13 protein-coding genes are annotated in these 13422 nt (G+C 44.1%); 11 read left to right on the forward strand and 2 right to left on the reverse strand.

The window, feature by feature from the left end:
- The first annotated feature begins 8 nt into the window (after positions 1 to 8).
- The 11 genes from OH456_RS21055 to OH456_RS21105 all read left to right on the forward strand — a co-directional run bounded on the left by OH456_RS21055 (position 9) and on the right by OH456_RS21105 (position 11756).
- Positions 9 to 716: a sigma-70 family RNA polymerase sigma factor gene (locus tag OH456_RS21055; RefSeq protein WP_006074332.1), complete on the forward strand. Its 708-nt coding sequence runs from the start codon at positions 9 to 11 to the stop codon at positions 714 to 716.
- Complete coding sequence (motA, locus tag OH456_RS21060) at positions 704 to 1570, forward strand: flagellar motor stator protein MotA (protein WP_006074333.1); 867 nt, start codon at positions 704 to 706, stop codon at positions 1568 to 1570. Before OH456_RS21055 ends, motA begins: the two co-directional genes overlap by 13 nt.
- 16 nt (positions 1571 to 1586) lie before the next feature.
- Positions 1587 to 2555: an OmpA family protein gene (locus tag OH456_RS21065; protein ID WP_124941227.1), complete on the forward strand. Its 969-nt coding sequence runs from the start codon at positions 1587 to 1589 to the stop codon at positions 2553 to 2555.
- Positions 2548 to 2838 (forward strand): hypothetical protein, encoded by a 291-nt coding sequence (locus tag OH456_RS21070; protein ID WP_006074335.1) that lies wholly within the window; start codon positions 2548 to 2550, stop codon positions 2836 to 2838. The genes OH456_RS21065 and OH456_RS21070 overlap by 8 nt, the downstream gene beginning before the upstream one ends.
- 418 nt (positions 2839 to 3256) lie before the next feature.
- Positions 3257 to 4714, forward strand: coding sequence for a protein adenylyltransferase SelO (locus OH456_RS21075; RefSeq protein WP_198557449.1), 1458 nt, complete (start codon positions 3257 to 3259; stop codon positions 4712 to 4714).
- 161 nt (positions 4715 to 4875) lie between these two features.
- Positions 4876 to 5604: a response regulator gene (locus OH456_RS21080; protein ID WP_006074338.1), complete on the forward strand. Its 729-nt coding sequence runs from the start codon at positions 4876 to 4878 to the stop codon at positions 5602 to 5604.
- 3 nt (positions 5605 to 5607) lie between these two features.
- Positions 5608 to 7062 (forward strand): ATP-binding protein, encoded by a 1455-nt coding sequence (locus OH456_RS21085; RefSeq protein ID WP_198557450.1) that lies wholly within the window; start codon positions 5608 to 5610, stop codon positions 7060 to 7062.
- A gap of 98 nt (positions 7063 to 7160) precedes the next feature.
- Positions 7161 to 8417: an ABC transporter substrate-binding protein gene (locus OH456_RS21090; RefSeq protein ID WP_038223373.1), complete on the forward strand. Its 1257-nt coding sequence runs from the start codon at positions 7161 to 7163 to the stop codon at positions 8415 to 8417.
- 242 nt (positions 8418 to 8659) lie between these two features.
- Positions 8660 to 9658, forward strand: a complete 999-nt coding sequence (locus OH456_RS21095) for a TRAP transporter substrate-binding protein (protein ID WP_006075543.1) — start codon at positions 8660 to 8662, stop codon at positions 9656 to 9658.
- An 80-nt stretch (positions 9659 to 9738) separates the two neighbouring features.
- Positions 9739 to 10392, forward strand: coding sequence for a TRAP transporter small permease (locus OH456_RS21100; RefSeq protein ID WP_252038791.1), 654 nt, complete (start codon positions 9739 to 9741; stop codon positions 10390 to 10392).
- Between the two features lie 2 nt (positions 10393 to 10394).
- Positions 10395 to 11756: a TRAP transporter large permease gene (locus OH456_RS21105; protein WP_006075545.1), complete on the forward strand. Its 1362-nt coding sequence runs from the start codon at positions 10395 to 10397 to the stop codon at positions 11754 to 11756.
- A gap of 32 nt (positions 11757 to 11788) precedes the next feature.
- Here OH456_RS21105 and OH456_RS21110 read toward each other — a convergent pair whose 3' ends face one another.
- Together OH456_RS21110 and OH456_RS21115 are read right to left on the reverse strand one after the other, a co-directional pair.
- Positions 11789 to 11977, reverse strand: a complete 189-nt coding sequence (locus OH456_RS21110; RefSeq protein WP_006075546.1) for a hypothetical protein — start codon at positions 11975 to 11977, stop codon at positions 11789 to 11791.
- Between the two features lie 96 nt (positions 11978 to 12073).
- Entirely contained in the window at positions 12074 to 13420 is a 1347-nt protein-coding gene (locus tag OH456_RS21115; protein WP_006075547.1) for a sigma-54-dependent transcriptional regulator, read from the reverse strand.
- Between the last annotated feature and the right edge of the window lie 2 nt (positions 13421 to 13422).

Consider the following 13422-nt stretch of genomic DNA (forward strand, 5'->3'; position numbering starts at 1 on the left):
TCGTTACTATGTTGATGCAGCCCAAATACCAGCACACCCAAACTAACGACCAAGCGACGTTGCAGGAGTTAGAAAAATTGGTGCTGCAACAAAACATCAAGTTGATTAACGGACTGCTTTATCAATATCGCTACGCAGTTGATGAAGGAACGTTTGAGGATTTACGGCAAACGGCCATGATGACTTTGGTCATCGAGCTTAGGAAGTTTGACCATGTTGCTAATGATGATTTTCGACGGGCGGTAGCGGTACGAATTCGAGGCGAATTAGTCGATGAACTCAGACGTCGCGACTATATGGAGCGAGATAAACGCCAATTGGTGAATCGAATCAAGCTCGCTGAAAGACAATTAGTACAGCAGTTGGCAAGACAGCCCACAACTAATGAGATTTGTCATTACTTAGGCATTGAAAGTAATGATTATCAACAAGCGATGACGTTAGTGGATGTGTTTGATGATATTGAGCTGGAAACGGTGGTGACAGCCGTTCCGGAGACAGACAGAGAAGTGCTTTTTAATGAGGTGAAACAAGTGTTGAATACGCTTCCTGAGATGGAGCAGCGCATTCTTTACTTGGTTTACGTGAAAAGTCTAAGCACCAAAGAGACGGCACTGGTCCTCGATATCAACGAAATCAAAGTGCATCGATTAAAACACCGAGGTTTAGACATTCTCAAGAGTAGAATGAAGGAGAGTGATGTATGCAAAAACTAATCGGTATTGTTATCGTGCTGAGCGTTATTTTTGGCGGCTTCATTTTTCTTGGTGGGAAGTTTGAATTTATTTTCAAGCTGTCGGAAATCATAATCATTTTTGGGGCGGCATTTGCCAGTCTATTAATGTCTACTACGTCTGCAACGATGAAATTGATGGCTCAGCAAGTTGGCATCGCTTTTCGTTCTACGCCTTATAACAAGGACTATTATCAACAGCTACTATCGTTAATGTTTGAGCTAATCAATACTGCACGAGTTCAGAATATCAAAGCGTTAGATATTCATGTTGAGAATCCTGATTCAAGTAAAATTTTCAGTAAGTATCCAAAGATCACTAGTGACGCTCTTACGACTCAATTCATTATTGATTCATTTCGACAAGTGATCACTGGTAAACAATCGCAACACGTATTGGAAGCATTTCTAGAAGAAGAGATCGAGCATCTCGAGGATGAATACACCAAGCCTTCCGAGAAACTACACGCTACTGCTGAGGCTATGCCGGGGCTTGGTATTTTAGCTGCAGTAATGGGGATCATTCTGACGATGCAAGGCCTTGACGGTGAGATCAGCGAGATTGGTCAGAATATCGCTGGCGCTCTGGTGGGAACATTTACTGGGGTTTTTGGTTGTTATTGTGTACTTGGGCCAATGTCTAGCAGTATCAAAGATGTTTCTGAGAATCAGTTAGCGCCACTACTGTGTGTGAAATCAATCCTGTCTGCTTACGCTCAAGGTCAATCGGCGCACATGTGTGCTAATGCTGGACGCAAAAACATCGAAACTCGTTATAAGCCGTCATTTGTTGAGCTAGAAAAAGCAGTCGAAGTGCTCAGACAGCAGCCTTCATAGGGCTAAGGAGCGAATGATGGAACAGCCAAATGTCATCATCAATAAAAAAGGGCGCCGTAAGCGCGGCGAGCTGCAACACGGCGGATGGAAAGTTGCCATGGCAGATTTGATGATTTCGCTAATGTGTCTTTTCCTCGTGTTGTGGATACTGCAAGTCGTCGATGTGGATGACCAGAAGAAATTGTTGAATTACTTTGCCTATGGCAATGATCCCATCATGCACTTAGGTACGAACGAAAGTGGTGGCAACTCAATTAACCCACTGCCATTACCTCATGTAGCAACCTCTCATTACGACGCGGAGCTGCATCGCATTAATGACACTTCTGTACTTGAAGGTGAGTTTAATAGCCAACAAGAACTGGAAGTTTTGGCGCAGCGAGTCAAACAAGAGTTATCCGGAATTGATGCCCTAGGTAGCGTCAGTGTGTTCGTAACACCTCAAGGCGTGAAACTAGTCATCGCAGACTCTGATAAAGGCCCGATGTTTTTCCGAGGAGGGGCCAAGGTAACGCCTTTCTATCAAGACTTATTGCTGAACCTAGCCGGATTACTAGAAAAAATCGAAAACAAAATGATTATCACCGGACACACGGATGCAAGTCGTTATAAAGGAAGTCGAATGACTAACTGGGAGCTTTCAAGCAATCGTGCTAATAGCGCTCGGTACTATTTGGATAAGGGCGGTCTTCAAGAGCGTCATATTTTTCAAGTAACGGGGATGAGTGATACGGCACCAATTGACTTTAATAACGCCAAATCCGGTATTAATCGCCGTATCGAGTTGTACATTTTAACCGCTGAAACTTTGGCGCAACTGAATAAGGTTTACAAAGCCTTTGCTCTAGAACAAGCGACCAGACCTTCGCCATTGGCAGAAAAAGAACTCGACACAGTTTTACGAGAATCGCACCGTAAAGCGCTGCAAAAAGCAGATTATAATCAGCCAGTTACATCATTTGAAGTGATGAGCCGTTATGACTGAACTCATTCACTCTGTGCTGAACATGCGAAAGTGCTTAGCTTGGTTAGTGGTTATAGATTATGTATTAATTGGTTTTTACGTCTATTTGGCAACGAGCTTAGTATATTTTGATGTTTTTCTTATTGGAGTTTTGATCGCACTGTACAATATCCTATTGGTGACCGTTGTCATCAATCAGCCGCCAGGCTTTATTTCACTGGATAGAGACAAGCACCTTGTTATCCCAATCTGCTTTGCAACTTTTCTTGGTTGCACCATCGTTGTTTTGACCGTTTTCTGGTAATTTTTTGGCTCTATTTCAAAGATTTTTGCGAACAGCGTTGCAAAAATAACCATTTAGGCCTAAGTTGTAATGGTAGCGTAACAAAAAGGAGAGTTTGCCTATGCATCAAGAAATGATTCAACCTTCCAACCTCGGCGTTATTAGTCGCACTTGCCTGTTCTCTCTCGGTACAGTGGTAGCCATTCTGGCTATGCTCTAATAACTTAGACTTCTTAGGGGACAGCCCAAACTCAGACGCTTTGTTTAGTAGATGGGCGTTCCTCTAGGCAACGTAAATCGTTTTTTCTCCCCGTTATAAAGCTCTCTTTTTTCTAATATCCTTACTTTTCGTTAATACCCACACTTTTCGTTTGTTTTCTATCCACCGCGACTCGCTATACTCTAAGTAATTGTTATTAAGACTTGTATAGAGCCGCCTATGTTTTCGCTGGATTCACTATCCTTTTCTCATCGTTTTTTAGCTCTGCCGAATAGCTTTTATACCCAAGTTGAACCGACGCCTCTCAACAATCCTCGTTGGGTTGCATGGAATCAAGAACTGGCAGGTGAACTGGGATTTCCAGAGATGGTTGAAGGCGAACAAGCCTTGCTTGATGTTCTTTCGGGCAGTGTATCGAGTGAGCACATCAAGCCACTCGCAATGAAATACGCGGGTCACCAGTTTGGTATTTATAACCCTGATTTAGGTGACGGTCGTGGTTTGTTGCTGGGTGAAGTCGCAGGAAAGTCAGGGCAGACTTTCGATCTTCACCTCAAGGGTGCGGGTCAAACACCGTATTCGCGAATGGGAGATGGTCGGGCGGTTCTACGCTCGACAATTCGAGAGTATTTGTGCAGCGAAGCCATGGCAGGGTTAGGTATTCCTACCACTAGAGCATTGGCAATGATGGTAAGCGATACGCCTGTGTATCGAGAGCAAGTGGAGCAGGGAGCATTATTGGTTCGTGCTGCCGACACACATATTCGCTTTGGCCATTTTGAACATTTCTTTTATACCGGTCAGCATGAGCAGCTTCGCTTACTAGCGGATAAAGTAATTGAGTGGCATTTCCCTGATTGTTTGGACGCTGACAAGCCCTATGTTGCGTTCTTCGCTGAAGTTGTTCGATTAACTGCAGAAATGATTGCTCACTGGCAAGCCAAAGGGTTTGCTCATGGGGTGATGAATACAGATAACATGTCGATATTGGGTCAGACGTTTGACTATGGCCCATTTGGATTTATGGATGACTACGAACCGGGTTATATCTGTAATCATTCCGACTACCAAGGTCGTTATGCGTTCGACAATCAACCTTCCATAGCGATGTGGAATCTCACCGCGTTAGCTCATGCTTTGTCTCCACTTATAGATAGAAAAGACTTAGATCATGGATTGGAAACCTTTACGCCAATCTTGCAGACAGAGTACAGTTGCCAAATGCGCGACAAGTTTGGGTTGTCGACCAAGCAGAGTGAAGATGGAGATTTCTTTAATCGAAGCTTTGACCTCATGGAAAGTGAAAAAGTGGATTACACCCGATTTTTCAGGGCACTATCGAATATCGATAGTACCGGCATTGCCCCTGTTGTTGACCTGTTTATCGATCGTGCTAAAGCGCAAGCGTGGGTAGAAAGCTACCTGCTACGTTGTATGTTAGAAAATGATTCTGAAGCCGAGCGCTGCCGAAAAATGCGTTTAGCGAATCCAAAGTACATTCTCAGAAATTATTTAGCCCAACAGGCCATAGAACTTGCTGAGAAAGGCGATTTTTCACTGGTTCATCAGTTGGCGGACTTACTCAAATTCCCTTACGAGGAACAAGCAGAACATGAAGAATTTGCCAAGCTTCCACCTGAATGGGGTAAACGTATGGAAATCAGTTGCTCATCATAAAGATGAATGAATTTGTTAACCCTTTATGGCTAAAAAGTATCATCATGTCATTTTTGTGACCTTGCGCAAATTCGAGCTGCAAATTTTATAAACGAATCAATAATAAAATTTCCGCTAAAGCCTTACACTATAGGGAGTAAGTGCAGACTTAAGGAAATAAAATGCAGGCTAAGACGCACATTTTGGTTGTAGATGACGATGAAGAGATCCGTCTCTTACTCGATGAGTATTTGACGAAATCTGGCTTTCAAGTTTCTACTGCTGAAGATGGGGTAGAAATGGAGCTGTTTATTAAGGCTAAAGGCTACCCGGATCTTATTCTGCTCGACGTCATGCTACCGGGAGACGATGGTTTTACTCTTTGTCAGCGTGTACGACGAGACTCGCAAGTACCCATTATTATGCTAACCGCAGTATCTGACGAAACCGATCAAATTATTGGTTTAGAAATCGGTGCTGACGATTACATTGCGAAACCATTTAGTCCGCGTCAATTGATGGCTCGAATTAAAGCACTGTTGCGCCGGACCCATCTCAATGGTGATAAGGCAGAAGAAACGCCACCAAGAACGATCGATTTTGGCGACTGGCATTTGGATACCATTGCTCATCGTATGACCAATAAGGTGAATGGCCGTACGCATGATTTATCCGGTAGTGACTTTGCGTTGCTAATGCTGTTTCTGTCGCGCCCGAATGAAATTCTTGATCGCGATACTATTTCGTTTGCGACTCGTGGCCGTGAAGCCCTTCCTTACGAACGTGGCATTGACGTTCAGTTAAGCCGAATTCGAAATAGATTAGGCACTAGTAAAAACTTCCCTCACTATATTAAAACCATGCGTGGTAATGGGTATATTCTGTCTGTTCCAGTGGAATATGGCCAATAACACATGTCTAGAACTCATTGGCTAAAGCGTTTTAGCCCTAACTCTTTAGTCGCGAGAACACTGCTGCTGACTTTGTTGGCAGTCGTGTGCTCTCAAGGTGTACTCACGGCAATTTGGTACCAAAAAACTAAGCAAGATGAGCTATCAGGTATTCGTGATACCTCTGCTAGTATGGCGACCATGTTCGCTTCAACGGTGACCTTTTTCCAAAAACTCCCTATTAAATATCGCCATATTGTTCTCGACCAGATACGTAATATGGGTGGTACTCGTTTCTTCGTTTCATTCAATAAAGAAGAGCTCATCGTTGACCCGATTCCAGACACCCCGCTTAAACTGGCGTCTATGGATTCGGTGACCAAAGTGCTGGAAGAGAAGCTACCGACCATAGAAGCTGTAAAGGTGAACTTCTCGAAAGCAGAAAACTTACGACTGCTCAAAAACGATATTTTTATCAAAGATCTGCCTAAGTCTTGGGCACACCATACGTTAACGCTAGGTCCACTAGACCCGCCAATTCTGGTGGTACAATTGAAGCTTAATCAAGATGAGTGGATCTATATCGCGGCTTTATTGCCTTCACCATATATTCAGCTCGAAGATACCATGCTGACTCAAGATCAAATGGTGTTCTTATTTACTTCTACAACCTTGTTGCTGATCCTGACTTTCCTTTTGGTTCGTGCTCAAGTTAAGCCTTTGAGAAGATTGGCGAAAGCTGCGAATGAAATGAGTATGGACATCGATCAGCCACCATTAAGAGAAGCTGGTGCTTCTGAACTCGTGACGGCAACACGTGCGTTTAACCGTATGCAGACACGTATTCGCCAGTATGTATCTGACCGTGAACACCTGTTTTCTTCTATCTCTCACGATTTGAAAACGCCTATTACACGTTTGAGGTTGAGAGCAGAACTTCTAGATGATGATGTCAGGCGAGACAAGTTTAACCAAGATCTGGATGACCTTGAAATGATGGTGAAAGGCGCGCTGCAGTGTGTACGTGATACCGATTTACATGAAAACAATGCCTACATTGACCTCAATGAGATGATTCGCAGTGTTTCAGAGACACATAACCAAGTGCATACGCTGGTTAGTTTCACCGCGCTTCCGATGGAGCCAGTAGTTGTTAAGCCACTAGCCATTAAACGAGTGCTGACTAACCTAATCGATAATGCGGTTAAATATGGCAATCGAGCATTTGTCAGCATTGAAGAGAATCCCAAATGGATCATCATTACCATTTTAGATAAAGGTCCTGGCATACCGGAGTCTCGCATCGAAGAAGTGTTCGAGCCATATGTTCGCATTGCAACGGATAAAGAGGGGCATGGTTTAGGCTTGGGGATCTGTCGCAGTATATTGCACGGCCTTGGCGGCGATTTGATCATTCGTAACGCAGATTTTGGTGGGCTAGAAGTACAAGTGTTTATTCCGCCCAACCTAGAGGCCTAAGCAGGCTAGCTATTGAATTAACCTCAAACAGAGCGTTAAAGTCACTGAATCCAATAACTCGATATCACTATAGTGATATCGATGCACAGATAACGGCAATGAATATGCGTAAATCACTACTAGCGTTACTGCTTACTTCCACAATCTTTCCTACTTTTCTGCAAGCGAGTGAAGTTGAGGTGTTGCACTGGTGGACATCTGGCGGTGAAGCTAAATCGGTTCAAATCCTAAAACAGAAATTGGAGCAGCGAGGTTACACCTGGAAGGACTTTGCCATTGCTGGTGGAGGTGGTGAAAGCGCTATGACAGTGCTGAAAACTCGAGCGGTCTCGGGTAATCCTCCGTCAGCTGCCCAGATCAAAGGTGAGGATATTCAAGAGTGGGGAGGTTTAGGTTTTCTGACCAATCTTGATGATGTTGCCAAAGCTGATGGGTGGGATGAAGTATTGCCACCTGTCGTAGCGGCAGGCATGAAGTACGATGGCAAATATGTTGCTGTTCCAGTCAATATCCACCGAGTTAACTGGCTCTGGGTCAATCCACAAGTGTTAGAAAAATCGGGAGTGGATTCGGTTCCCGAAACTCTAGAACAATTCTTTGCTGCTGCGGAAAAAATCAAAGCTGCGGGCTTCACACCTCTTGCTAATGGCTCAGGCCCTTGGCAAGACACAACACTGTTTGAAACAATTGCCCTTGCGGTACTAGGACCTGAAGATTTTAGACAAGCGTTTGTTAATCTAGATATGGACACTTTGTCGAGCGACAAAATGGCGAAGGTATTTGAGACGTTCGGCCGAATGCGCGAATACATGGATGAGGACGTCCAAGGTCGAGAGTGGAACGTGGCAACCAACCGAGTTCTTAATGGGCAGGCTGCTATGCAGATCATGGGAGACTGGGCCAAGGGTGAATTTACCGCCGCAGGAAAAATTCCGGGTAAAGATTACCTATGCGTTCCCGCGCCGGGTACTAAAGGGCAGTTTATCCAGAATGTTGATAGTTTTGCCTTCTTTGATATCAAAGACGAAGCCGAAGTGAACGCCCAGAAAGCACTCGCCAGAACCATCATGGATAAGCAGTTCCAAGAAGTGTTCAACTTAAACAAAGGATCTTTCCCGGTTCGAACCGATATGGATATGCACGGTTTTGACAAGTGCGCTCTGGATTCTAGAAAAACATTTGAGCAAAGCATTGAAAATGGTGGTTTAGTACCAAGTATGTCGCAAAATATGGCGACAACGAGTTATGTACTGGGCGCGATTACGGATGTAGTTTCCAACTTTTTTAACGATCCAGAAGCTGACCCGAAGAAAGCTGCTCACAAATTAGCGAAAGCGGTTAAAGCGGCTATCTAGTAACTGCTTTTCCCGTTAGAAAAGCGGAAGTTACCATGGGTAGAAATGGGCTTGTTTCTACCCTTTTTCATTTTATAAATGTGTCACTTTCCACCCATTTCAAAGGCTGGTTCTACACTTGAAAATAGAAATCTTTTATAACTCGTTGTAATTATAGCTTTTTTTTGATTGGCATCGTTATTGCTCTAACAAGATTATCAGTACCCATTGAAGGGACTGCATTAATCCAAAGGAGAATAATAATGTTAAAGCCTCTATCCCTACTGTCTGTTTCTGCTATTGCTCTAGCAAGTTTTAATGCCTCTGCGGCGTGTGATCCAGGTGAGATTGTGATTAAGTTTAGTCACGTAACCAACACCGACAAACACCCTAAAGGTATTGCCGCGTCATTGTTAGAAGAGCGTGTAAATACAGAAATGAACGGTAAAGCGTGTATGCAGGTGTTTCCTAACTCTACTCTTTACGATGACAATAAAGTTCTCGAAGCCCTTTTAAACGGCGATGTTCAACTTGCCGCTCCTTCACTTTCTAAATTCGAGAAATTCACCAAGAAGTACCGCATCTTCGACCTACCTTTCCTATTTGAAAACGTAGAAGCCGTTGATCGTTTCCAAAACTCAGAGTCGGGTGAAAAACTGAAGAACGCGATGAATCGTCGTGGTCTGCAAGGTCTGGCATTTTGGCATAACGGCATGAAACAAATGTCGGCGAATAAGCCACTTCTTGTTCCTGGTGATGCGAAAGGCCTGAAATTCCGTGTTCAAGCTTCTGACGTGTTAGTTGCTCAGTTTGAACAGTTAGGTGCAAACCCTCAGAAAATGTCATTCAAAGAAGTGTATGGCGGCCTGCAAACGAAGGTTATCGATGGTCAAGAAAACACGTGGTCAAATATCTACGGCAAGAAGTTCTTTGAAGTTCAAGACGGTGTGACAGAAACCAACCACGGTATTCTTGACTATCTTGTAGTGACTTCAAAGGAGTTCTGGGATGGTATGCCGGATGATACTCGTGAGCAGTTCGCACAGATCCTAAAAGAAGTGACTGAGACTCGTAACTCAGAGTCGAGCAAAGTGAACCTAGCCAATAAAAACAATATTGTTGAAGCGGGTGGTGTCGTGCGTACTTTGACACCAGAGCAACGTCAACAGTGGGTTCAAGCTCTGCAACCTGTTTGGAAAAAGTTTGAGAAAGACATTGGTGCGGACTTGATCGAAGCCGCTCAAGCATCAAACCAACAATAACCTCGAAATTCATTGTTAAGGGCCCTACGGGAAGTGGGGCCTAACCCTCTGTCCCTACTATTACAAAAGCGATGTATCACATGGAACAGTCTCTTATTTCTCGTATTGGTAAAGTGACCGATGCTTTTGAAGAAACGCTGATTGCTTTCTTCCTTGGCGCGATGACTTTGCTCACTTTTGCTAACGTTATTTCTCGTTATGTATTTAACGACAATATCCTTTGGGCTCTTGAACTTACCGTATTTATGTTTGCCTGGATGGTCCTTGTCGGCGCGTCCTATGGTGTTAAAAAGCACTTTCATATCGGTGTGGATGTTATCATCAACATGGTATCGGAGGATAAACGCAAACTGTTTGCCATTGCCTCGGTATTAGCTTGTTTGGTGTTTTCTATCTTATTGCTAATCGGTTCGTGGAACTACTGGTACCCGTTTGCCACCGAGCGAGCTTGGTATGAAACCGACGATATTCCTATGCCTGAGGTTTTACAGTTTTTAGCAGACTGGCTAAATGAAGGTGAACGTTACGAAAAACTGCCGCGCTTTATTCCTTATATGGCACTGCCAATTGGTATGGCATTACTGACCTTTAGATTTGCTCAAGCCGCTTACCAGATAATGACGGGTAAGTTGGACCGACTGATCGCAGGTCATGAAGCTGAAGAAGATCTAGAAGCGTTAAAAGCGGAAATGCAGGACAACGCGTTTGACAGTGTTAAAGACAAGGATAAATAAGCATGGATATTCTATTACTCTTCTTAATGGTGGTAGGCTTCATGCTAATTGGCGTGCCTATTGCCGTGTCACTGGGTTTGTCCAGTATCTTGTTCCTACTAATGCACTCGGACGCATCGTTAGCATCTGTAGCGCAAACCTTGTTTAACGCCTTTGCAGGCCACTACACGTTACTTGCAATTCCATTCTTTATTCTGGCATCGAGCTTTATGTCGACGGGTGGTGTAGCAAAGCGCATCATTCGTTTTGCGATTGCTATGGTCGGTTGGTTCCGCGGTGGTCTTGCCATGGCATCAGTGGTGGCGTGTATGATGTTCGCAGCGTTATCGGGTTCATCGCCTGCAACAGTGGTAGCGATTGGTAGTATTGTTATCGCGGGTATGATCAAAAATGGCTATACCAAAGAGTTTGCAGCAGGGGTCATTTGTAATGCTGGTACTTTAGGGATTTTAATCCCGCCATCCATTGTAATGGTGGTCTACGCTGCGGCAACGGACGTTTCTGTAGGCCGTATGTTCCTTGGTGGCGTTATCCCAGGCTTGCTTGCGGGCTTGATGCTAATGATCGCCATTTATATCGCTGCAAAAGTAAAAGGATTGCCAAAGCAACCATTTGTAGGTTGGAAGGAAGTTTTCGATTCCGCTCGTGAAGCGAGTTGGGGTTTGCTGTTAGTAGTGATTATTCTTGGCGGAATCTACGGTGGTGTATTTACACCAACAGAGGCCGCAGCGGTCGCAGCAGTGTATTCATTTTTGATTGCTAACTTTATCTACAAAGATATGGGGCCGTTTGCTGATAAGGAAAATACCAAGCCAGCGATAGTTAAAGTGTTCCAAGCTTTTGTGCATAAAGATACCAAGCATACTCTGTTTGAAGCAGGAAAACTGACTATCATGCTTCTGTTTATCATTGCTAACGCTCTGATCCTTAAGCATGTATTAACAGAAGAACGTATTCCTCAAATGATCACTGAATCAATGCTTTCGGCAGGCCTTGGTCCAATTACCTTCCTGATTGTGGTGAATGTCCTACTGCTTATTGGTGGTCAGTTTATGGAGCCATCTGGCTTGTTGATCATCGTGGCGCCGTTAGTTTTCCCTATCGCCATTGCACTGGGTATCGACCCGATTCACCTTGGCATTATGATGGTCGTGAACATGGAAATAGGGATGATAACTCCGCCAGTTGGACTCAACCTGTTTGTCACCGCAGGGGTGGCGAAAATGTCGATGATGGGTGTGGTGAAAGCAGCACTGCCTTGGGTTGCGGTTATGTTCCTATTCTTGATAATTGTTACTTACGTACCTTGGGTTTCCACTTGGCTTCCGACCACATTAATGGGGCCAGAGATCATTACTAAATAACCATTTATTAATAACAAAAAAAGAGGAGGTCGTTAGACCTCCTCATCTATATGCTTGATATTCTGTGTTCTTGGATCCGGCTGAGAGCGTCTTTCATAAAAAACACGTCTACTCTGTTTTTTTCTTCTGTCTACAGTCTCGCTGGTGCGATGCTCAACGTAAAAAATACCATCGATTTCTACCGTATCAGAAATAAAGGGAACCTTTGTTTTTTCGCCCATAATCGTCTCCCTACGTGTTCTTATACCCAATTGTTATGCAACATCCTGTCTATATAATTTAAGTATAGGAGACTTGGCTCACACTTCTACAGTATTTTAGTAGGAGCTTTTGTAGGATTCCTTAATGAGCTGATATTTCTGCATTTTATCGTACAAAGTTTTTCTAGGAACGTTGAGCTTTTCCATTGTCGCCTTGATGCTACCATTGGTTTCGATAAGGGCATGCTCAATGACATTTTTTTCGAATAACCCCACTTGTTCGGCGAGAGACTGTCCTTCGCTACTTTCTTCTTGATTAGGCGTGCCTGCTTGAATTTTACCCAGTAGGACAAAACGCTCAGCACAGTTTCTTAGCTCTCTCACATTGCCGGGCCAATCATGGCCAATAAGTTGGCTAAGTTCGTGAGGAGTTAATGCATTAGCGGTTTTTCCATAGCGGGATGCAGCGACAAGCTGAAAGTGGTGGAACAGTGAAGCGATATCGTCTTTCCGCTCTCTTAGAGGAGGTAAATCTAAAGTCACGATATTTAGGCGGTAATAAAGATCTTGGCGAAAAGTACCTTGCATCGAAGCTTGGTTTAGATCGGTTTTTGTGGCGGCGATAACGCGAATATTTAGGGGAATGAGAGCATTAGAACCGACTCGCTCAATGGCTCTTTCCTGCAATACTCGCAGCAGTCTTATTTGCGCTTGCATTGGCATCGATTCTATTTCGTCCAAAAATAAGGTTCCGCCTTCTGCGTGTTCAAACTTACCAATACGCTTGCTCTCTGCGCCGGTAAACGCTCCTTTCTCATGGCCGTATAGCTCGCTTTCAATCAAATTCTCTGGAACCGCGCCACAGTTTACTGCGACGAAATTACCGTCTTTCCGTGAGCTCTGTTCATGTAAAGAACGTGCAACCAACTCTTTGCCTGTGCCCGTTTCTCCAAACAGCAAAATATCGGCATCGGTATCGGCAACCACAGAGATAGTAGAGCGGAGTTCTTGAATCACATTGGTGTCACCGATAATCCTCGGTCCAAGTGTTTGGCTTGCTTTTAGTGAGCGCTTAAGGCTTTCATTCTCAAGGGTAAGTTGTCGCTTCTCAATCGCTCGTTGTGTTATCTCGATGAGACGTTCAGCAGAAAAGGGTTTCTCGATAAAATCGTAAGCACCATCTTGAATGGCTTGAACCGCCATCGAAATATCGCCATGCCCAGTAATCAGGATGACGGGAATACCTTGGTGGTGGCGGGTGACAGTGTTGAGTAAATCCAGACCTGATAACCCAGGTAGACGAATATCGGAAATAATGGCAAGCGGAAGGTCATTTTGTTTTAGACACAACATGGCATCTTCAACAGACGCGAAGAATCGCGCCTCAATATCGGCGAGTTCGAAGCTTTGTTCCAACGCGGCTCTTATATCAGCTTCATCATCGATAAAAAACACTTGGCTCATAA

The sequence above is a fragment of the Vibrio sp. La 4.2.2 genome (genome assembly GCF_027586995.1).
GTDB lineage: Bacteria > Pseudomonadota > Gammaproteobacteria > Enterobacterales > Vibrionaceae > Vibrio > Vibrio mediterranei.